18 protein-coding genes are annotated in these 21461 nt (G+C 67.9%); 3 read left to right on the top strand and 15 right to left on the bottom strand.

The features are described from left to right. Window positions 1–31 precede the first annotated feature (31 nt). The 3 genes from gcvT to gcvP are packed head-to-tail and all read left to right on the top strand — an operon-like array spanning window position 32 to window position 4574. Window positions 32–1204, top strand: a complete 1173-nt coding sequence (gene gcvT / locus ACAM55_RS08560; protein ID WP_369655604.1) for a glycine cleavage system aminomethyltransferase GcvT — start codon at window positions 32–34, stop codon at window positions 1202–1204. A 42-nt stretch (window positions 1205–1246) separates the two neighbouring features. After that, window positions 1247–1618, top strand: a complete 372-nt coding sequence (gene gcvH, locus ACAM55_RS08555) for a glycine cleavage system protein GcvH (RefSeq protein ID WP_012748398.1) — start codon at window positions 1247–1249, stop codon at window positions 1616–1618. 49 nt (window positions 1619–1667) lie between these two features. Then, complete coding sequence (gcvP, locus tag ACAM55_RS08550; RefSeq protein ID WP_369655603.1) at window positions 1668–4574, top strand: aminomethyl-transferring glycine dehydrogenase; 2907 nt, start codon at window positions 1668–1670, stop codon at window positions 4572–4574. Window positions 4575–4625: 51 nt separating this feature from the next. Here gcvP and ACAM55_RS08545 read toward each other — a convergent pair whose 3' ends face one another. From ACAM55_RS08545 to pcaB, 15 genes are all read right to left on the bottom strand, one after another. Beyond that, window positions 4626–4925 carry a hypothetical protein gene (locus ACAM55_RS08545; protein WP_369655602.1) on the bottom strand — a complete coding sequence of 100 codons (300 nt, stop codon included), beginning with the start codon at window positions 4923–4925 and terminating at the stop codon, window positions 4626–4628. Between the two features lie 50 nt (window positions 4926–4975). Further along, window positions 4976–5917 (bottom strand): DUF3014 domain-containing protein, encoded by a 942-nt coding sequence (locus ACAM55_RS08540; RefSeq protein ID WP_369655601.1) that lies wholly within the window; start codon window positions 5915–5917, stop codon window positions 4976–4978. 126 nt (window positions 5918–6043) lie between these two features. Beyond that, window positions 6044–6718: an alpha/beta hydrolase gene (locus ACAM55_RS08535; RefSeq protein ID WP_369655600.1), complete on the bottom strand. Its 675-nt coding sequence runs from the start codon at window positions 6716–6718 to the stop codon at window positions 6044–6046. Window positions 6719–6725: 7 nt separating this feature from the next. Further along, window positions 6726–7784, bottom strand: a complete 1059-nt coding sequence (locus tag ACAM55_RS08530) for an NAD(P)H-dependent flavin oxidoreductase (RefSeq protein ID WP_369655599.1) — start codon at window positions 7782–7784, stop codon at window positions 6726–6728. A gap of 96 nt (window positions 7785–7880) precedes the next feature. Beyond that, the gene (locus ACAM55_RS08525) at window positions 7881–8111 is read right to left on the bottom strand and encodes a hypothetical protein (RefSeq protein WP_369655598.1); all 231 of its coding nucleotides are present in this window, start codon (window positions 8109–8111) and stop codon (window positions 7881–7883) included. Window positions 8112–8288: 177 nt separating this feature from the next. Further along, complete coding sequence (katG, locus tag ACAM55_RS08520; RefSeq protein ID WP_369655597.1) at window positions 8289–10469, bottom strand: catalase/peroxidase HPI; 2181 nt, start codon at window positions 10467–10469, stop codon at window positions 8289–8291. Window positions 10470–10613: 144 nt separating this feature from the next. Beyond that, window positions 10614–11825 carry a DUF1501 domain-containing protein gene (locus ACAM55_RS08515; RefSeq protein ID WP_369655596.1) on the bottom strand — a complete coding sequence of 404 codons (1212 nt, stop codon included), beginning with the start codon at window positions 11823–11825 and terminating at the stop codon, window positions 10614–10616. Window positions 11826–11972: 147 nt separating this feature from the next. Then, entirely contained in the window at window positions 11973–13550 is a 1578-nt protein-coding gene (locus tag ACAM55_RS08510; RefSeq protein WP_369655595.1) for a DUF1800 domain-containing protein, read from the bottom strand. A gap of 92 nt (window positions 13551–13642) precedes the next feature. Next, the gene (locus ACAM55_RS08505; RefSeq protein ID WP_369655594.1) at window positions 13643–14326 is read right to left on the bottom strand and encodes a DsbA family oxidoreductase; all 684 of its coding nucleotides are present in this window, start codon (window positions 14324–14326) and stop codon (window positions 13643–13645) included. Window positions 14327–14364: 38 nt separating this feature from the next. Then, window positions 14365–15771 (bottom strand): MFS transporter, encoded by a 1407-nt coding sequence (locus ACAM55_RS08500; protein ID WP_369655593.1) that lies wholly within the window; start codon window positions 15769–15771, stop codon window positions 14365–14367. Window positions 15772–15800: 29 nt separating this feature from the next. After that, window positions 15801–17693 carry a bifunctional sugar phosphate isomerase/epimerase/4-hydroxyphenylpyruvate dioxygenase family protein gene (locus ACAM55_RS08495; RefSeq protein WP_369655592.1) on the bottom strand — a complete coding sequence of 631 codons (1893 nt, stop codon included), beginning with the start codon at window positions 17691–17693 and terminating at the stop codon, window positions 15801–15803. A 141-nt stretch (window positions 17694–17834) separates the two neighbouring features. Then, a complete protein-coding gene (locus tag ACAM55_RS08490) occupies window positions 17835–18599 on the bottom strand; it encodes an alpha/beta fold hydrolase (RefSeq protein ID WP_369655591.1) in 765 nt (254 codons plus the stop codon). Next, the gene (locus ACAM55_RS08485) at window positions 18596–19816 is read right to left on the bottom strand and encodes a Bcr/CflA family efflux MFS transporter (protein ID WP_369655590.1); all 1221 of its coding nucleotides are present in this window, start codon (window positions 19814–19816) and stop codon (window positions 18596–18598) included. Before ACAM55_RS08485 ends, ACAM55_RS08490 begins: the two co-directional genes overlap by 4 nt. Beyond that, the gene (locus tag ACAM55_RS08480; RefSeq protein ID WP_369655589.1) at window positions 19813–20241 is read right to left on the bottom strand and encodes a carboxymuconolactone decarboxylase family protein; all 429 of its coding nucleotides are present in this window, start codon (window positions 20239–20241) and stop codon (window positions 19813–19815) included. Before ACAM55_RS08480 ends, ACAM55_RS08485 begins: the two co-directional genes overlap by 4 nt. After that, window positions 20238–21449 (bottom strand): 3-carboxy-cis,cis-muconate cycloisomerase, encoded by a 1212-nt coding sequence (gene pcaB, locus ACAM55_RS08475; RefSeq protein ID WP_369655588.1) that lies wholly within the window; start codon window positions 21447–21449, stop codon window positions 20238–20240. The genes ACAM55_RS08480 and pcaB overlap by 4 nt, the downstream gene beginning before the upstream one ends. Window positions 21450–21461 lie beyond the last annotated feature (12 nt).

Raw genomic sequence — 21461 nt, 5'->3', positions numbered from 1 at the left:
ATGGAATTCGACTGCCCCTTTGGAGTGCCCTGTGGCCGCTTCCGCTTCATCCGACGCCCAACTTCTCAAGACGCCGCTCCACGACCTGCACGTGGAACTGGGCGCCCGCATGGTGCCGTTTGCCGGCTATTCGATGCCGGTGCAGTACCCCGCCGGCCTCATGGCCGAGCACAAGCACACGCGCGATGCCGCCGGGTTGTTCGACATCTCGCACATGGGCCAGCTGCGCCTGGTGGGCCCGGACGCCGCGGCCGCCTTCGAAACCCTGATGCCGGTCGACGTGATCGACCTCGCGCCCGGCAAGCAGCGCTACGGCCTGCTGCTGAACGACCAGGGCGGCATCCTCGACGACCTGATGTTCTTCAACGAAGGGCACGGCTCGATCTTCGTGATCGTCAACGGCGCCTGCAAGGTGGCCGACCTGGCCCACATCCAACAGAAGATCGGCGCGCGCTGCGATGTGCAGCCCATGCCCGACCACGCGCTGCTCGCGTTGCAGGGCCCCCAGGCGGCCACGGTGCTGGCGCGGCTGTCGCCCGGCATCGAGCGCTTCGTCTTCATGACCGGCGGCGCGGTGCAGGTCGGCGGCATTCCCGCCTTTGCCACCCGCAGCGGCTACACCGGCGAAGACGGTTTCGAGATCTCGGTGGCCGGAAAGGATGCCGACGCGCTCGCCCGCCTGCTGCTGGCCCAGCCCGAGGTCAAGCCCATCGGCCTGGGCGCGCGCAATTCGCTGCGACTGGAAGCCGGGCTCTGCCTCTACGGCAACGACATCGACACCACCACCACACCGGTCGAGGCCTCGCTGAACTGGGCCATCCAGAAGGTGCGCCGCATGGGCGGCGCGCGCGAAGGCGGCTTTCCGGGCGCGGCCAAGGTCCTGGCCCAGCTTGCCGCCGCCACGGCCGGCGCCGCTGGCCATACCGACCACGACACGCTGAAGCGCCGGCGCGTGGGCCTCGTGGCACTGGAGCGCATTCCGGTGCGCGACGGCACGGTGCTGCAATCGTTCGAAGGCCACGACATCGGCTTTGTCACGAGCGGCCTGCTCGGCCCGACGGCCGACCGCCCGATCGCCATGGGCTATGTGGCCACCGCATTTTCCGAACCCGGCACGCGCGTGCAGGCCATCGTGCGCGGCAAGCCGGTTCCGATGGAAGTCTCGACCCTGCCTTTCGTGCCCGCCCGCTACTACCGCGGCTAGGCTCGGCACCCCCCTATCATTTTTTCCACGAGGAGTTTTTTCATGAGCATCAAGTACACCAAGGACCACGAATGGGTCTCGGCCGAAGGCAGCGCGGCCACTGTCGGCATCACCGTGCATGCGCAGGACGCGCTGGGCGACGTGGTGTTCGTCGACCTGCCCGAAGTCGGCAAGACCTTTGCCCAGGGTGAAGTGGCCGGTGTCGTCGAATCGGTCAAGGCCGCGGCCGATGTGTTCATGCCCGTGTCGGGCGAGATCACCGAAGTGAACGAAGCCCTGCGCGCCGACCCGTCGCTCGCCAACACCGACCCGCTGGCTGCCGGCTGGTTCTTCAAGGTCAAGCTCAGCGAACCCGCGCAGCTCGACGCGCTGCTGGACGCCGCCAGCTACGACAAGTTCGCCGCCGAATCCTGATCCGCCGAGTTCCCAAGCCGCCCTTCCTCATCTCCGATCCTTCACCGCCATGCCGATTCCCGCCCTTCCCTCTTTGCAACAACTGGAGAACGCCGAAGAATTCCTCGCCCGCCACATCGGCATCGATGCAGCGGACGAGACGCGCATGCTGCCGGTGATCGGTTCGCAAACGCGGGCGGAGCTCATCGACGGCATCGTGCCCGCGGCCATCCGCCGTGCGAAGCCGATGCGGCTGCCGGCGGCCATCACGGAAGCCGATGCGCTGGCCGAGCTGAAGGCCATCGCGGCAAAGAACAAGGTGTTCAAGAGCTTCATCGGCCAGGGCTACTACGGCACGCACACGCCGGGCGTCATCTTGCGCAACGTGCTCGAGAACCCCGCCTGGTACACGGCCTACACGCCCTACCAGGCCGAGATTTCGCAAGGCCGCATGGAAGCCCTGCTCAATTTCCAGACCATGGTGTGCGACCTCACGGGCATGGCCATCGCCAACGCCTCGATGCTCGACGAAGCCACGGCCGCGGCCGAGGCCATGACGCTCGCCAAGCGCAGCGTGAAAAGCAAGAGCAACGTGTTCCTGGTGTCGGGCGACTGCCATCCGCAGACCATCGAGGTCATCAAGACGCGCGCCGCGCCGCTGGGCATCGAGGTCAAGGTCAGCACCGTATCCGAGACGCTGCCTCACCTGATGGTGAGCGGTGAGTTCTTCGGCGTGCTCGCGCAGTACCCCGCCACCACCGGCCACGTGCACGACCTGCGCCCGCTCGCGGGCCATGCGCACCAGTGTGACGCCGCCTTCTGCGTGGCGGCCGACCTGCTGGCGCTGACGCTGCTCGCGCCGCCCGGCGAATGGGACGCCGACATCGTCTGCGGCACCACGCAGCGCTTCGGCATGCCGCTGTGCAACGGCGGCCCGCACGCCGCCTACCTGGCCTGCCGCGACGAGTTCAAGCGCTCGCTGCCGGGCCGGCTGGTGGGCGTGAGCGTGGACACCCACGGCCAGCCCGCCTACCGCCTTGCGCTGCAGACGCGCGAGCAGCACATCCGCCGCGAGAAGGCCACCTCCAACATCTGTACCGCGCAGGTGCTGCCGGCCGTCGTGGCCAGCATGTACGCCGTGTACCACGGCCCCGACGGCCTGACGCGCATCGCGCAGCGCGTGGCCGCGCTCACGGCCATCCTCGCGCAAGGCCTCGCGCAAATGGGCCGCGAGCCGGTCAACGCCACGGCCTTCGATTCGCTGACCATCCGCACCGGCGAAGACACGCCGAAGATCATCGAGCGCGCGCAGGCGGCGGGCGTCAACCTGCGCCAGCGGCTGCAGCAGCACCTGGGCATTTCGCTCGACGAAACCACCACGCGCGCCGACATCGAGACACTCTGGGCGCTGTTCGTGCCGGCCGGCACACCGATGCCGCGCTTCGACGACCTGGCCAACACTGCGCCGCGCCTGCCCGAAGACCTGCGCCGCACCAGCGCCTTTCTCACGCACCCGGTATTCAACACCCACAAGAGCGAGACCGCCATGCTGCGCTACATCCGCAGCCTGTCGGACAAGGACCTGGCCCTCGACCGCAGCATGATTCCGCTCGGCAGCTGCACGATGAAGCTCAACGCGACCAGCGAGATGATCCCGATCACCTGGCCGGAGTTCGCCAACATCCACCCCTTTGCACCGGCCGAGCAGCTGGTAGGCTACGCCCAGCTCGATGCGCAGCTGCGCGCCTGGCTGTGCGAAGCCACCGGCTACGCGGGCATCAGCCTGCAGCCCAACGCGGGTTCGCAGGGCGAATACGCGGGCCTGCTGGCCATCCGCTCCTTCCATGAAGCCAATGGCCAGGGGCATCGCAACATCTGCCTCATTCCCTCATCGGCGCACGGCACCAACCCCGCAAGCGCGCAGATGGTGGGCCTGCAGGTGGTGGTGACGGCCTGCGACGCGCAGGGCAACGTCGACATGGACGACCTGAAGTTCGCCTGCGAGAAGCACAGCGACAGGCTGGCCGCAGTGATGATCACCTACCCGAGCACGCACGGCGTGTTCGAAACCCGCGTGAAGGAACTCTGCGAGCTCGTGCATGAGCACGGCGGCCGCGTGTACGTGGACGGCGCCAACATGAACGCGCTGGTCGGCGTGGCCGCGCCGGGCGAATTCGGCGGCGACGTGAGCCACCTGAACCTGCACAAGACCTTCTGCATTCCGCACGGCGGCGGCGGCCCGGGCGTGGGCCCGGTGTGCGTGGTCGAAGACCTCGTGCCCTACCTGCCGGGCCATGCGACGGCCGGCGTGGCGTCGAACGGCGTGGGTGCGGTCTCGGCGGCACCGCTCGGCAATGCAGCCGTGCTGCCGATCAGCTGGATGTATTGCCGCATGATGGGCGCCAAGGGCCTGCAGGCCGCGACCGAAATCGCGATCCTGAGCGCCAACTACATCAGCGCGCGCCTCAAGGACCACTATCCCACGCTGTACGCGAGCCCCAACGGCCACGTCGCCCACGAGTGCATCCTCGACCTGCGCCCGCTCAAGGACACCAGCGGCGTCACCGCCGAAGACGTGGCCAAGCGACTGATCGACTACGGCTTTCACGCACCGACGCTGAGCTTTCCCGTGCCCGGCACGCTGATGGTGGAGCCGACCGAGAGCGAGCCGCTGGCCGAGCTCGACCGCTTCATCGACGCGATGATCGCGATCCGCGGCGAGATCCGCCGCGTGGAAGAAGGCGTCTGGCCGAAGGACGACAACCCGCTGAAGCATGCGCCGCACACCGCGGCGAGCCTGCTTGGAACGGAATGGTCGCATCCCTATTCGCGCGAGCTGGGCGCCTTCCCGCTGGCTGAACTCAAGCAAGCCAAGTACTGGCCGCCCATCGGCCGCGTGGACAACGTCTACGGCGACCGCAACCTGTTCTGCAGCTGCATGCCGGTGGGCGACTACAAGGAAACCGAAGAGGCCTGAAGGCTCAAGGCGGACAGCTCGGCGCGGCCCTGCCGCGGCACCGTTCTTCGGTCAGGCTTCGCGGCGATACATCGCCCACTTCACGGTCAGGATGTCCGCCGCGATCTTCGCGGCGTTGACCCCGGCGTAGCTTTCGGACGGGTCGAATTCGAATGCCTCGCGGTATTTGACGATCTGGGCGTAGTCCCGGTCGAAGGTCATCGGACCCATGAGCTCGGCGGGATCGACGCCCGCGGAAAGCGCCAGGAATTTCATTGGATCGGTGGCACTCTGGTAGAGGTCGACGCTCATCAGGTTCATACGGGTGTCCTTGAAGTCTTGGAAGTCGCCGAGGCAGATCATCTGCGCCATCGGCGCCGCACGCAATCGGCCCGCGCCTACACGGGGCGCACCGGGTCAGGTCAGCGCTGCTTCTTCTTCAACATCTCGCCCGTGGCGATCTGCTCGCGGAAGCCCCTCAGGCTGGCCTTCAGCCTGCGCTCGTTCTCCAGCCCCATGCGCACCATGATCTTCTGGCCGGACGAGAGCGACTCGAGTTGCGGATCGGCGTACTCGTAGCGCACCCATGGACGCTGCGACGACACCTTGCCTTTCACCTCGACGAGGCGAACCTGCACCGGGCCGCTGGGTTCGGGCGCCTGCAGCAGATGGTCGATCACGGCGATGAGCCGGTCATTGAAGTAGCGCCCCGGATAGCCGAGGTCCTCGTAGGCTTTCTGGAAGAGCGGATAGAGCTGGGCATAGGTCTTGGCCGCCTTGGCCGGATTGATCGACTCGGCAAGCTGCACGATGGGCGTGTAGCGCGCGGCATTGCCGGCCGCGATGGTCTGCGCCGCGCCCTTCCCTTCGGTGGTGAAGCGCTGCCTGGTGGGCTGCACCGGCCACGTGCTCGCGGGCGCCTGCTCGCGTGCCAGGTTGTCGACCGTGGCCACGGTGCGGCGCACGATGCCCTCGAACTGCAGGAAGTCGGCCACGTTCTTGCTGCCCATCAGGTCGACGAGCGCCTTCATCACGCGGGTATCGGAATCCGCGACGGCGGGCAGCCCCGAGGCGGGCAGCGCGATTGCATCGATGGGATTCTGCGGCTCCAGCGATTCGGGCAATGGCGCTGGCGCCGGCGCAGGCGCAGGGCCGTCGTTTGGCGCGGTGGTGGCGACCGGTGACGGCTCCACCGGCCTTGGTTGCTGCTGCTGGTACCAGCGCCAGCCGAGGAATGCGGCTGCAAGCGCCAGCAGCACGATGACGATGAGGGTTCCCGTCGACGATTCGCCGCGCGGCCTGTACGAGGGGGCGTCGCGCAGTTCGGGCACATCGCGGATTTCGGGGGTGTCTCTGTCGGACATGTGGGCGGTTTCCTTTTGCGGGGATTGCAGTGGGAGACGAGCTGCTATGGTGCACCAACAGAGCCCGCATCACGGCCGCGTCCTCGTAACGCCCTGTGACGCGCCGACCGCGCGAGAGTTCAGCCGCTACGGTGCGCCTGCTGTAAGCGATTGCAGCCACGCCAGCGAGCCCTGCAACTCGGCCGGGCGAATCTCGTGCCCCCCCGGAAAATCGGCACCCGACAGCGCCAGCGGAAGGCCGCGGGCCAGCTCGCGCGAGGCCTGTGCAGCACTGGGCGGAATCACGTTGTCCGCGCTTCCGTGGCTCACCCACAGCGCCTTGCCCTCGAAAGCCTCGGGCGGTGCAATGTGCGGCACCACCTGCGACAGCAGCCGGCTGTGCCACACCATCGCGGCACGCACCTTGCCGGGCTGGGTCAGCAGCAGCGACAGCGCCATGATGCCGCCCTGACTGAAGCCGCCGACCACCACGCGCTGCGGCGGCACGCCCAGCTGCTGCGCCGCGGAGCTGATCATCTCGCCGACCAGGAAGCGGCTTTCGCGCTCCTGCTCCTCGTTGATGCGCCGCTCGCCATCGGCCAGCACCTGGAACTCGAACCACGCATACGCATCGGGCGAAAGCACATAGGGGGCGCGCAGGCTCAGCACGTGAAATTGCGGCGGCATGAGCCGCGCGAGGCCGAACAGGTCTTGTTCGTTGCTGCCCACGCCATGCATGAGCACCAGCAGCCACGGCTCGCGCACGCTCGGGTTGGAGGCTTGCTCGAGAAACTTGAAGGGAAGGTGGAGTTGTTGCGTCATGGTTTCTTCAGGCGGCAAGGGCATGGATGAAACCTTGCGCAAGGGCGCGCGTGATCTCGGCGGCCGGCAGCTCGCGGCAGCCCGTCGCGTTCTGGCCCGACCACAGCGGGGAAAAATCGCCGCTGCCTTGCGCTTCGGCCTTGGCGCGCAGCGGTGCAATGCCCGAGGTGGCAAGCGGGAACTCCGGCGCCACCGAGCCGATCGGCCCCAGTTCGCGCATCACGCGGTTCACGATGCCGCGCGCGGGCCGGCCCGTGAAAAGGTTGGTCAACGCGGTGTGGCGCGCGGCATCGCTCTTCAGCGCCGCGCGGTGAATCGCGGTCGTCGCGGCTTCCGGCGCCAGCATGTAGGCGGTGCCGACCTGCACGCCCGCAGCCCCCAGCGCCATGGCCGCGGCCACGCCGTTCGCATCCGCAATGCCGCCGGCCGCGATCACCGGCACCTTCACGGCGCGCACCACCTGCGGCAACAGCGCGAAAGTGCCGAGCTGCTTCGTCAGGTCGTGCGAAAGAAAATGGCCGCGGTGGCCGCCCGCCTCCAGGCCCTGGGCAATGACCGCATCGGCGCCATGCGCCTCGAGCCACAAGGCCTCGTCGACCGTCGTGGCCGACACCAGCACCTTGGCACCCCAGCCACGTACCTGCGCCAGCAGCGCCTCGGGCGGCAATCCGAAATGAAAGCTCACCACCGGCGGCTTGAACTCGGCCAGCAGGTTGGCCACCTCGGCGCTGAAGGGATTGCGGCCCGGGCCGGTGGGAATGCCGGCCGCATCGATGCCGAATTCAGCGTAGTACGGCGCCAGCGCGGCGCGCCATGTCGCCTCGCGTTCGGCACTCGGCTCCGGCGGCGCGTGGCAGAAGAAATTGACGTTGAAGGGCTTGCCGGTTCCGGCGCGGATCGCCGCGAGTTCGCTGCGCATGGCATCGGGGCCCAGCATGGCGCACGGCAGCGAGCCGAGCCCGCCTGCGTTGCTGACCGCGATGGCCATTGCGCTGCCCTGGACGCCGGCCATCGGCGCCTGGATCAGCGGAAGCTCGGTACCGAGAAGTTGCTGCAGTGTGGTCATTCGAATGCGCTCCTTGTTCGTGTGTCGTCGGATGCCGGCCATTCTCCTGCCAAGACCGAGGTCGCGGCGGCGGACGTGGGTCCGCTTGATTCGAGCCTAGATCAATGCCCTCAATCGGCGCTGCGCGCGGTCGAGTCCGACGACCAGGCGATTCTCGATACTTTCCGCCTCCGTGATTCGCTCGTCGAGCCACGCTGCATCCGTGCATCCGACTTGGGACATTCTCTGCATCATGACGCCGATGAGGGCGTTTTGATCCGTGATCAATCCATCCCAGAGGTCGACATCCGCCTGGGCGCCTTGTATTTCCAAGTAGCTGGCCGTCATCGTTGTCTCCTGCGCCTGTATGCGGCGCTCTATTGCGGTAGGCCGTGCGCGGAAAACGGGACAAGAACACTCAGGCCGGCACCACGGCGTTGCATGCGATGGCGTCGCCGCGAGCCCTTGCCTGCTCGCGGCGACGCCTGATCAGAGCCGCATCAAATCGGCAACCGCGAGGATTGCCTAGGCGATGTCGAACCGGCCAAGGTTCATCACCTTGGTCCACGCCGCGATGAAGTCCTTCACGAACTTCTCCCCTGCGTCCGAGCTGCCGTAGACCTCGGACAGGGCGCGCAGCACTGAGTTGGAGCCGAGCGCCAGGTCCACGCGCGTCGCGCTGCCCTTGCGCTCGCCCGTCGTGCGGTCAATGCCCTCGTACAGGTTGTTCTCGCCGGGCGCAGCCTTCCATGTGGTGTTCAGGTCGAGCAGGCGCACGAAGAACTCGTTGGTCAGCGCGTGTTCCTTCTGGCTGAAGATGCCGTGCTTGGTGGCACCGACGTTGGCGCCCAGCGCGCGCATGCCGCCCACCAGCACCGTCATCTCGGGCGCCGTCAGCGTGAGCAGCTGGGCCTTGTCGACCAGCAGCGCGTCGGCGGGAATCGCATAGTCCTTCTTCAGGTAGTTGCGGAAGCCGTCAGCCACGGGCTCGAGCACCTTCATGGCCTCCACGTCGGTTTGCTCCTGCGACGCATCCATGCGGCCGGGAGTGAAGGGCACCGTCGCGCTGTGGCCTGCGTTCCTGGCGCCCTGCTCGACGGCGGCGCAGCCGGCCAGCACGATCAGATCGGCCATCGAGATCTTCTTGCCGCCCGATTGCGCCTTGTTGAATTCGCCCTGGATGCCTTCCAGCGTCTGGAGCACCTTGGCCAGCCTGGCCGGCTCGTTGACTTCCCAGTCCTTCTGTGGCGCCAGGCGGATGCGGGCGCCGTCGGCACCGCCGCGCATGTCGGAGCCGCGGTAGGTGGAGGCCGACGCCCATGCCACCAGCACCAGGTCTGTGACCGACAGGCCCGAGGCCAGGACCTTGGCCTTGAGAGCCGCGGCGTCCCTCTCGTCGATCAGGGGATGGTCGACCTTCGGGATCGGGTCCTGCCAGATCAGCTCTTCCTTCGGCACTTCCGGGCCCAGGTAGCGCGAGCGCGGCCCCATGTCGCGATGGGTCAGCTTGAACCAGGCGCGCGCGAAGGCGTCGGCGAACTGATCGGGGTGCTCGAGAAAGCGCCGGGAGATTTTTTCGTAGGCCGGGTCGAAGCGCAGCGAGAGGTCGGTGGTCAGCATGGTGGGCACGCGCTTCTTCGACTTGTCGTGCGCATCCGGAATGTCAGCCGGTGCGCCCTTGGCCTGCCACTGTCCGGCGCCAGCCGGGCTCTTGGTCGGCTCCCATTCGAACTTGAACAGGTTCTCGAAGAAGAGGTTGCTCCACTTCGTCGGCTGCTGGGTCCAGGTGACTTCCAGGCCGCTGCCGATGGCGTCACCGGCAATGCCACTGGCATGGGTGCTCTTCCAGCCCATGCCCATTTCTTCCAGGTCATTGGCTTCAGGCGCCGAGCCGACGAGGGTTGCCGGACCGGCCCCGTGGGTCTTGCCGAAGGTGTGGCCGCCGGCGATCAGGGCAACGGTTTCCTCGTCGTTCATCGCCATGCGGGCGAAAGTCTCGCGGATGTCCCGCGCCGCCGAGACCGGGTCGCCGTTGGCGTTGGGACCTTCGGGGTTAACGTAGATCAGGCCCATCTGCACGGCCGCAAGAGGGTTCTCCAGTTCGCGGTCGCCGGTGTACCTCTTGTCTTCGAGCCACGTTGTCTCGTTGCCCCAGTAGACGTCCTGGTCGGGTTCCCACGTGTCCGGGCGGCCGCCGGCGAAGCCGAAGGTCTTGAAGCCCATGGACTCGAGGGCCACGTTGCCGGTCAGGATCATCAGGTCGGCCCACGAGATCTTGCGGCCGTACTTCTGCTTGATCGGCCACAGCAGGCGCCGGGCCTTGTCGAGGTTCACGTTGTCGGGCCAGCTGTTGAGGGGCGCAAAGCGTTGCTGGCCCCGGCCGCCGCCGCCCCGCCCGTCGCCGGTGCGGTAGGTGCCGGCGCTGTGCCAGGCCATGCGGATGAACAGCGGCCCATAGTGGCCGAAGTCCGCCGGCCACCAGGCCTGGGAGTCGGTCATCAGCGCACGCAGATCATTCTTCAGCGCTTCGTAGTCGAGGCTCTTGAACTCCTTGGCGTAGTTGAAGTCCTTTCCCATCGGATCGGACTTGGAGGAATGCTGGTGAAGCAGGTCGACCCGCAACTGGTTGGGCCACCAGTGTTGATTGACGGTGCCGCGGCCCACCACATGGTGGACGGGGCACTTGGCTTCAGGATTCTGGGTCATGGGGGTCTCCAGTTTTGGTTGAGGCGTAACATTCTGGATCCGCAGGGACGAATAGGGCAAACGCTTTGCCTATGACGGCGATAGCTCATTGCCGCGTCGACGGACGCCTTCTTGCGAAACCGGTGCTGCCGGCCCCAGGGAGCATCAGACCAGTTGCAGGTCCTTCGGCGCCACGCCGTCGAATACCCGCGCGAGCTGGACCGGCGAGAGGCCGTACATCCGCCTGAACAGCCCGCCGAACACCGCCCTGTATTCGTTGAGCACCGGATAGTCGCGGTTCTGGAACAGCGTGGCTTGCGCCACCTCCTGCTGTTCCCCCACGACGCGCCCGCCGGCCTGCGCCGAGAGGCCGCCGCCCAGCACCCAGTAGACGGTGCCGTGGCCGTGGTCGGTGCCGCGGTTGCCGTTCTCGCGGAAGGTGCGGCCGAACTCGCTGATGACCACCACCACGGCGTTGCGCCAGGCCGCCTCGCCCATCTCTTCGGCGAAGCCGGCCACGCCACGGCCCAGTTCTTCGAAGCGGTTGGCGAGGTAGCCGGCGGCCGCGCCCTGCCCCACGTGCGTGTCCCAGCCGCCGACATCGACAAAGCCGATGTCGAAGCGCTCGCGCATGAGCCGCGCCATCCGGCGCGCAACGAGCTCGAAGCCCTTGGCCGTCATCGCGCTGCGGCTGGCGGCGTCCATCTCGGCCTGCATGGCGCGCATCACTTCGCCCTGTACCTGGAAGCCCTCGGCCACGGGCTGCGCGAGCGCGGTGTTGCGGTACATCGCCGCAATCACCTCGCTCTGGTGCGCATCGATCGAGGGGCGCGCATTGCCCGAGAGTGCCATGTTGGCCGCCTTGGCCTGGCCGCGCATCACGATCGGCAGCTGGTTGGTGAACGCCATGGGCGACACACCGGCCAGGGGCCCGGCGCCGAGCACGGCCGCAAGCCGGTTGAGAAAGCCCGAGCCGTAGTCACGCCGCTTGCCGAGGTCCTGGCCGAGCTCGATGGAATCCTGCGTTTCGAAATGGCTGCGCGTGAGGTCGTCGGTGCCGGCAAAGGCGATGAAGGCGGCCTGCTTTCGCTGGTACAGCGGCAGCACGCTCTGCGCCAGGACCGGGTGCAGGCCCCATTGGCCATCGAGCGGCAACGCGCCGCTGGGCTCGCCGGGCCGGGCAATCGCGATATTGGGCCGCGAGGCGTAGTAGAAGTCGCTCGACGTCGGCACCAGGAGGCTGGCGCAGTCGTAGGCGCCGCGCAAAAACACCACGAGCAGCTTGGTCCCGTCAGCCGCGGGCGCGGCCACCAGCCGGCCGGCCGCGCCGGCGAGCGGTGCGGCGGCCGCGAGCTTCAAGAGTTCTCGGCGTTGCATGACATGTGTCCTTTCTCGTGCCTTGCTCCTTCCCCTTTCGGGGGAAGGCTGGGATGGGGCAGGCGGTGCTGGTTCCGCCTCGGCGCTTCATCGAACGCCGCCTTGCCCCCACCCCTGCCCTCCCCCGAAGGGGAGGGAGAAAATCCATCAGCGGCGCATCAGCTCGGGCGAAGCGAGCAGGAAGGTGTTCCATTCCTGCGGATTCTTCGCCTGCGCGAGCGCGGTACGGGTCTCCGCCGCCAGGCCGGCTTGCATGACGCGCACCGCGGGCGACTCGGCCAGCGGCGGATATGCCGGGCGCTCCAGCGGCGCCTTGTTGTCGCCGGCGCGGAACAGCACCGCGCCGTTGCTGCCGATGGCCCGCGCGACCTCGAAACGCGTGTTCATCTGGCCGGCGCTGGCCCACGCGGCTTCGCCGAGCGGATAGCCGTCGGGCGTCTCGTGCCCGTAGAGCGGCTCGCCCATGCGGTTGAGCCAGCCGAGCAGCGGATCGACGTTCTGCACCACGCGGTCGTCATACGCCAGCCGCACGCCGGCCATCACGTAGTGCACCGGGTCGCGAAACTTCCGGCCCAGCGAGGCGGCGAATTCGGTGGACTCGAACATGGTCCGCAGCACGGCGGCGATGTTGCCGTCGCTGCGGCCGAACGCGCCGGCCATGCGGTCGACCAGCGCGGGCGGCGGATCGTCGGCCACGAAGTACATCGCGAGCTTGCGCGAGATGAAGCGCGCGGTGGCCGGCGACCGCACCAGGCGGTCGAGTGCCTCGTCGGTCTCGACCAGGCCGCGCGCCTTGATCGGCTGGCCGAGCAAGGTCTTGGCCCCGTAGTCGTGGCGGTTCGGGTTGAATTCGAACAGGCCCTGGCGCACATGGTCGGCCTGTACCTCGGGGCGCATCTTCGGCGGCGGCGCGTCGGCCGGCTGCAGGTTCATGCCCACGCCGGTGAGCACGCGCGCCAGTTCCTGCACGTCGGTCTGGGAATAGCCGCTGTCCACGCCCATGGTGTGCAGTTCCATCAGCTCGCGCGCGTAGTTCTCGTTGATGCGGTTGGCGGCGTTCTGGGCGTTGTCCAGGTAGCGCAGCATCGCGGGATGGCGCAGCGTGGCGCCGAGCAGGTCGCGGAACCGGCCGAGCGCATGCGGGCGGATGGCACTTTCTTCGTAGTCGCCCACCAGGGCGCGGATGACGTCCTTGCGGACGTTGACGTTGAAGTGGTTCATCCAGAACCAGGTCATCTGCTCCTGCAGCTGGTTAGGCGAATAGAGGGCGCGCAGCACGAAGCGCTGCTGCGCCTCGCGGGCGAGTCGGTTCAGCTCCTGCTGGTAGGCTTGGCGCGCGGCCTTCTTCTGTTCTTCGTCCGTGAACGCGTCGGCCGCCTTGCGCTGGGCCTCGAGCGCTCTGGCGAGTTCAGGCAAGGGCGTGCGCGAGAGGGTCATCGCGTCGACCTGGGCTTGCGCGGCCGGCGGCAGCGGCTGCATCCGCGGGCTGAGCTGGCGGCCCATCCAGGTGGGCAGGCCGGTGCGCGCCAGCTCGGCCTGGCTGCTGGCGCTGGCGCCCCAGGTCACGCGGTCGAGCCAGCGCAACTGCGTGGCAGGGTCTTCGGCCACGCGGTTCAGCGCCGTGAGCGGCTCTGAACCAGGCCGCTGCGTGCCGACCGTGCAGCCTGCCAGCAACACCCCTGCTACGGCAACCGACAACACGCAAAGACGTCCGGAAAGCTGCATGGATCGCATCATGAACCGATCAACCCGCGCCGTGGTGGCGCGGTTGACCGGCTCGCGGCGCCGGTCAGGTAAAGCTGGCGCTCAGCCTGGTTTCAGGCCGCGACCACGGTGCTGGGCTCTGCACCGCCAATCTGGCGCAGCGCCCGCTCGAACACCTCTACCGGCTGCCCGCCCGAGATCAGATGCTGGTCGTTGATGATGATCGCGGGCACCGAATGGATGCCCGCGTCCGTGTACATGCGTTCGCGCTCGCGGGTTTCGCGGGTGAATTCGTCGCTGGCCAGGATCTCGCGGGCCCGCGCCGCGTCCAGCCCGGCCTCGGTGGCCGCGCGAACCAGCACCTCGGGGTCCGAGGGGTTCTGCCTGTCGGTGAAGTAGGCCTTCAGCAGCAGCTTCTTGAGCGCCGCCTGCTTGGCCGGGCTTTCGAGTTCGGCCCAGTGCAGCAAGCGGTGTGCGTTGAAGGTGTTGTAGACGCGTGGTCGGCCTTCGGGGCTGAACTCGAAGCCCACCTCGGCCCCGCGCTGGCGGATCATCTCGCGCGACTGTGCCTGCTGTTCACGGGTGGAGCCGTATTTCTGGTTCAGGTGCTCGAAGGTGTCCTGCCCTTCGGGCGGCATCTGCGGATTCAGCTCGAAAGGCTGGAAGTGCAGTTCCGCCGTGACGCCGGGCGACACGCGCCGCAGCGCCGCCTCGAGCGAAGCGAGGCCAACGGCGCACCAGGGGCAAGAGACATCGGAAACGAAATCGATCTTGAGATGGGAAGTCATGGGCGCCATTCTTCATGGCGCCGACGCCCTTGGTGCGCGCAAGGTCTTCAGGCAGCGGCCTTGGCCATGCGGGCAGTCGCCAGCGTCTGCTCGCGCAGCCGGTCGTACTCAAGCTTGTCGACCGGAACCGCATCGGGCATGCCCAGGTCGTTCATGTGCACGCGATAGGTTTCGCGGGCGGTCCAGGCCGAGATCGCGGCGACGGCGCAGATCGCCAGCGTGATGGCACCGACGGTCAGCGGGATGTTGGCAGCGCCGGGGGGCGCGACCGCCACGAACAGCGCCGGCAGCAGCGCAGTGATCGCGGTGCCGATGTTCTGCGAGATCGCCATGCCCGAGACGCGAGTGCGCGTGGGGAACATCTCCGGATAGAAGCTCGGGAACACGGCGTTGTAGCCCTGGTAGACCACGCCCCACATCAAGAGCGACATCACGATGGCCAGCGGCACGTTGTGGATGCTGATGGCATACAGGTAGCCGAACGACAGCAGGCCCGAACCGATGGCACCGACGACGATCGGCAGGCGGCGGCCGACCTTGTCCGACAGGTTGCCGACGAACGGGATCACGATCACGGCCAGGATGTTGCCCATCACCGGAATCCAGAGGTAGATGTCTTTCTCGAAGTTGATGCCGTAGCCCGGCTGCACCGCGTAGGCGGCGCCGAAGATGGTCGCGACCACCGGGATCACGTTCATCAGTGAGCACAGCAGCACGCGCAGCATGTCGCCCCAGCTCTCGGTCACGGCCTGGATCACCGGCGCCTTCGGCTTTGCGCTCGTGGCGACTTCGGCGAAGGCGGGTGTCTCGTCCACTTCCTTGCGGATGATGTAGCCGGCCACGATGACGATGAAACTCAGCAGGAACGGAATGCGCCAGCCCCAGGAGTTGAAGGCGTCCTTGTCCATGTAGTGCGCGAGCGGCAGGAATACCGCGGCCGCCATGATCTGCCCAGCTTGCACGCCCTGCAGCGTGAAGCTCGCGAAGAAGCCGCGACGCCCGAATGGCGCGTGCTCCAGGATCATCGAACTCGCCCCGGAAATCTCGCCGGCCACCGCGAAGCCCTGGATCAGACGCAGCACCACCAGCAGCGCGGGTGCCCACAGGCCGACCTGGTCATACGTCGGCAGCAGGCCGACGGCGATGGTGGAAAAGCCCATCAGGAACATGCAGACGATCAGCACGGTCTTGCGGCCGTGCGTGTCACCCCAGTGGCCCAGCAGCAGTGCGCCGATCGGTCGTGCGACGTAGCCCACGCCGTACGTCGCGAGCGATGCGATGATCGCGATCTGCGGGTCGCCCTTCGGAAAGAAGATCTGGGGAAAGATCAGCGCCGCGGCGGTGGCGTAGATGAAGAAGTCGTAGTACTCCAGCGCCGAGCCTATCCAGCCGCTGGCGGTGGCTTTCTTCGACTGGTGCTTGCCTTTCGGCTCGTGGGCCGTAATGGTTGCCATGGTTTGTCTCCAGGGTTGACGAAAAAAATCTATGCCTGCGCCTGCGATGCCATGCGCGCGGGCGCGTTGAGCGCACCGTAGGCGTCGTAGCCCGCGGTGCGCTGTGCCAGTTCGAAGAAGAGTCCGCCTTCGATGTTCTCGGTGTAGATGTGCAGGTAGTCGCCCGCGGGCGAACGGTCGAACAGCACACCCGCCTCGCGCAGGCGTGCGAGCAGCGCCGGATCCAGATCGATGCGCGTGGCCAGGTCGTCGTAGTAGTTGTCCGAAATGGGCACGAATCGCGTGCCGGCGGCGCGCAGGCGCGCCACGCTCTCGAAGATGTCATCGCATCGCAGCGCGATGTGGTGCACCGCGCCGCCGCCGGTCACGCTCAGCGTGCGCGCGGTGCGGGTGCGCTGGCTCAGCGACACGTTGAGCACCAGCCGCACGCTGCGCCCGGCGTTGGCCACGCCCCGGCTGCGGATCAGGCCGAACGGGTCGGCCAGCTCCAGGCTTTCGCCCGGCTCCAGGCCCAGCACGGCGCGCGTGAACAGCACCCAGGTGTCGAGCTGGTCGACCGCCAGGCCCAGCGCCACATGGTCGATCTGCGTCAGGCCGGCGCCGCCGGCATCGGCTGCCGCGTCTTCCTCGAGGATGAAATCGGCTTCGTACAGCCCGTTGGCGCCCAGGGCCTCGGAAACGAAATGGATGAGGTTGCCGCCCGGTGCCACGATGGCAGGCACGCTCAATTCATCGGGGCCGACCGGGCTGTCGTGGCGCTGCGAGCGCATCGCGGTCGCGCGGTCGACGGCAGCGATCGGATCGGCACAGCGCACGCCCAGCGCGCAGACCGAGGTACCGTGCGCTTCGAAGCGGCTGCGCGCGAACGAATCCGGCTGGGCATTGACGATCAGGTTGATCTCGCCCTGGCGGTACAGCACCACGGCTTTGGAGCGGTGCCGGCCGACGCGGCGGAAGCCGAGCTGCCCAAGCAGCGTGCCGAGCGAACGGGCCGATGCCTCGTCCGCCGCGAACTCGATGAACGACAGACCCGAGAGCGCCGGCGCGGCGGGCGGGCTGAACAGCTCGACGCGCTGAGCGCGCGCAGGTTCATCGGCGGCTGGCGCCAGCCGCCGCTGCGCCTCGCTTTCGAGGTACAGCAGCGAGCGCATCGCGTCCACGGCGGTGCGCCGGTTGGGCGTCTCACGGAACAGGTCGTTGAAGATTTCCAGCGACAGCGGCCCGGTGTAGCCCGCGCGCAGCACCTGCTCGAAGAACCCGATCACGTCGAAGTCGCCCTGTCCCGGAAACGAGCGGTGGTGGCGGGCCCACTGCAGCACGTCCATCGAGAGCAGCGGCGCGTCGGCCATCTGCAGGAAGAAGATCCTGTCGCCCGGAATCGCCGCGATGCCCGCGGGATCGTCCTTCAGCGACAGCGTGTGAAAGCTGTCGAGGATCAGGCCGAGGTTCGGATGGCCGGCCTGCCGCACGATGTTCCAGGCCTGGCCATAAAGCGAGGTGAAGCGGCCCCAGGCCAGGGCCTCGAAGCCTACGCGCAGGTTGCGGCGGGCGGCACGCTCCGCGAGTTCGTGCAGCTGGGCTGCGGCGAGTACCGGGTCGTCGATGGCCAGCGGCGAGGTGTTCGAGCAGCACAGCATCGTCGGCGCGCCCATCGCCTCCATCAGGTCGAACTTGCGCTCGGCGCGCTCCAGGCTGCGGCGGAACTGCGCCTCGGGCATGCCCTCGAAGTCGCGGAACGGCTGGTACAGGTCGATCGAAAGGCCAAGGTCCGCCGCGATGCGGCCCAGCTCGGCGGCGCTGCCCTTGAAGTTGACGAAGTCGGCCTCGAACAGCTCGATGCCGTCGAATCCCGCGGCCGAAACGGCTTCGAGCTTCTGGCGAAGCGTGCCGCTGAGAGAGACGGTGGCAATGGAGCGATGCATGGGGGTGACTGTAGGAACACCCGCCAACCGTCACAACGCTTCGCACCCTGGTCGCGTTCGATAATCGGACGCCTACGTCCACTGTTCGCACGAAACAGGGGTTACACCTAGGCAAGCCGCCCCCGCCGCATGCGGTTTTTTTCAGAGGCTGCGCCAGTAATCGATCAGCAGCTGGGCAAACTCGACCGGCCGCTCCACAGCGCTCAGGTGCGCCGCATCGATGGTGGCCAGGCGCGCACGGGGAATCGCGGCCACCATGGATTCGGACATTGCCGGCGGCGTCGCTTCGTCCTGCAGGCCGGCAATCACCAGCGTCGGTACGGCGATGCGGTGGTTGCTCTCGCGAAAATCGATGGCGGCCACGGCGTTGCAGCTCTCGATGTAGCCCTGCGGATCGGTGCGCACCAGCACGTCGTTCAGCGCCTGGGCCGCGGCCTTGCCCTCCCCGGTGGTGACGAAACCGTGCGTGAGCCAGCGAGACACCGCGCCCGGCGCAATGGCGGCCACGCCCTTGGCTGCCACCGTTTCGACGCGGGCACGCCACGGCGACTGGTCGGGATAGTGGGCCGACGAATTCGCGATCACCACGCTGCGCAGCAGTTCGGGATGCCGCACCGCCAGCGCCTGCGCGGTCATGCCGCCCATCGACAGGCCGACGAAGTGCACCGGCTCTGCGCCCGCCTCGCGCTGGATGAGCTCGGCCGCGTCCTGCGCCAGCGTTTCGACGCGCAGCGCGCCCGGCACCACCTCCGAGCCGCCATGGTTGCGATGGTCGTAGCGGATCACGGTGTGGGCGCGCGCGAGCTGCTCGGCCACGCCGTCCCACATGTGCAGGTCGCAGCCGAGCGCGTGGCTCAGCACGACGAAGGGGCCGCTGCCTTCGCGGACGACATTCAAACGGGTCATGGTGATTCCTTTTTCATCGGATGTTGAAGACGCGGCAGCCACAGGAACGCGATGGCCAGCAGCACGCAACCCGCGAGCAGCATCGGCACGACCATCGGCCAGGCGCCATTCGAAAAATCGTTGTCGACGAACTGTGCCGCAAGCTGCCCGGCGCTGAACGCCACCATCATCATGCCGAAGCCCGACCACGACACGGCCCGGCCCGCCAGGTGCGGCAAATCGCCCACGGCGCCGGCCTGTCCGCAGGGCTGGTGGATGCCGTGGCCCAGGGAATAGACCGCATGCCCCACAAGCAGCGGCACGGCACTGTACGGCGCCAGCCAGCAGCCCAGCGCCTGGATCGATGCGCCGGCCATGCTCAGCGTGGCGCCAAGCTGCACGGTGCGCACCGGCCCGTGCTTGCGCAGCAGGCGCCGGCACAGGGTGGTGCTGAAGATGTAGACCAGCGAGCCGCCCGCCGGAATCCAGCCGTACATGGCGGGCGACCAGCCCAGATAGCCGATGTAGACCATCGGCGAGAGCAACAGGAAGCAGAAAAGGCCGCCGTAGGTGGTGGCGGCCAACGAGGCCCAGGCCCGAAAGCTGCGGCTCGCGAACACGGCGCGGGCGCTGCCGCGCGGCGCCGAAAGATCGCCCGCCAGCGGCCGCCGCGTTTCGCCGAACGAACGCCAGCAAAAGGCTAGCAGCAGCAGCGCGTAGAGCGCCATCGAGGCCATCACCCAGCGCCAGCCGGCGCCTTGCACCAGCCATGCGCCCAGCAGCGGCGCCAGCAAGCCCACCACGCCCAGGCCCGTGAGCCCGCGCGCCATGATGTGCGGGCCTTCGTGCGCGGGATAGAGGTCGCGCACCGCCGCGCGCGCACACACGAGGATGGCCGCCATCGAAAAACCCTGCAGTGTGCGCCAGCCCGCAAGCACCGCCACGCTGCCGGCGAACGCACCGCCGAGTGCGGCGACCACATAGCAGCCGAGCCCCGCCAGCAACACCGGCCGGCGGCCGAAACGATCGGCCAGCGGCCCGCAGAGCAATTGCGCAAAGCCGAAGGCCAGCACGAACAGCGTGAGGCTGGTGCTGGCCGAGCCCAGCTCCTTCGCGATGGCGGGCAGTGCGGGCAGGTAGCTGTCGGTGGCCATGGGCTGTGCCGCCAGCAGCAGCGGCAACAGCAGGCTGAAGCCGACCTCGAACCGGCGGCGCTCGCGAAGCCCGGGCCGCGTCACTGCGCAGGCGCGGCCAGCAAGCCCTTTTCGCGCAGGATGCCGGTTGCGATGCCGAAGGCGTGGTTGGCCACCGGCACGCCGCAATAAATGGCCGCCATCATGATGACTTCCTTGATGTCCTCGGGCGTCAGGCGCGACTCGGGCGGCCCGTCGAGTGCGGCGCGCACGTGCATCGCGAATTCTTCATAGGCGTGGATGCCCAGCATCATCGACAGCACCATGTAGCGGCGCGTCTTGTCGCCCAGCGCCGGGCGGCCCCAGATGTCGTTCCAGGCGTGGCGGGTGATGAGCTCCTGGAACTCGGCGTTGAACTCGTTGCGGTTGGCCAGCGACTTGTCGACCCACGCATCGCCCAGCACGCGGCGGCGGTTGACGAGCCCGGCTTCGTAGTCGCTGGCGGGAGGTGTGCTTGCTTGGTCGGTCATCGGGATGTGTCTTTCGCAGTCAGTTGGGCGCGCAAGGCCGCCACTTGCAGCAGCGCGGTTTCGCCGGCGCCCCCGGCCAGGGCGGGGTCGAACCATTCGTCCGCGGCCTCGCGCGGCAGCTCCGCGCGCAGAGTGTCGATGTTGGCACGCATGCGCGCCGCGTCGATCTGCAAGCTCGGCAGCGCACCGGCCAGCGCGCGCGCGCTGCCATGCGCAGACATGAGCAGCTGCGGCCATTCAGCCAGTTCGGCCTGCCAGCCGCCGAGCGCGCGCTCGTGCTCCTGCGGCATTGCGGCCAGCAGCGCGGCCACGCGCTGCGGCGCGCGCTGGGCCGCGGCCAGCGCAACCATGGCGGCCACGGGGTTGCGCTTGTGCGGCATCGCCGAGGAACCACCGCGGCCCGGCTCGGTGGGTTCGGCCACCTCGCCGACCTCGTACTGGCCCATGAGCGAGATGTCGCGCGCGATCTTGCCCAGACTGCCCGTGAGCAGCCCCAGCTCGCAGCCGAGCGCGACCCATTCGTCCCGCTGCGTGTGCCAGGTGGCGCCGGCGTTGCCGAGACCGAGTTCGTCCGCCACGCGCTGCACGACCGCCGGGCCCTGCCCCTTCATCTGCGCGAGCGTGCCGACGGCGCCGCCGAGCTGCACGTTCAGCGCGTGGCGCGCGGCCGTTTGCAGCCGCGCACGGCTGCGCACCAGGGGCGCTGCCCAGCCGGCGCATTTGAGGCCGAAGCTCGTGACCGAGGCGGGCTGCATCAGCGTGCGCGCAAGAATCGGCGTGGCCGCATGCTGCGTGGCGTGCTGCAGCAGCGCCTCGATGGCGCGGTCGACATCGGCTTCGATCAGCGCGATGCCTTCGCGCGTGACCAGTGCCATGGCAGTATCGATCACGTCCTGGCTGGTGCTGCCGAAATGCACGAAGGGCACGGCAGCGGGATTGAACAGGCCCACGGCCTCCTTCAATGCCTTGACCAGTGGAATCGCGACGCTGCCGGCGCGGCCGCTGTCGCGCACGATCTTCGCCACGTCGAACAGCTCGACCTTGCAGCTGCCGACAATCGAATGCGCGGCCGTTTCCGGCACCAATCCGAGCGCGGCCTGCGCACGGGTCAATGCTGCCTCGAAGCGAAGCATGGCATCGACGAAGTTGTGATCGCTGAAGGCGGAGAGCGTCTCGGACGTGGAAAGAAAGCCTTCAAAAATACTCATGGTGAACGCCTC

The sequence above is a fragment of the Variovorax sp. V213 genome (assembly GCF_041154455.1).
GTDB lineage: Bacteria > Pseudomonadota > Gammaproteobacteria > Burkholderiales > Burkholderiaceae_C > Variovorax.
Note: the sequence above shows the minus strand (reverse complement) of the source record. Positions and strands in the feature narration are given on the sequence as shown.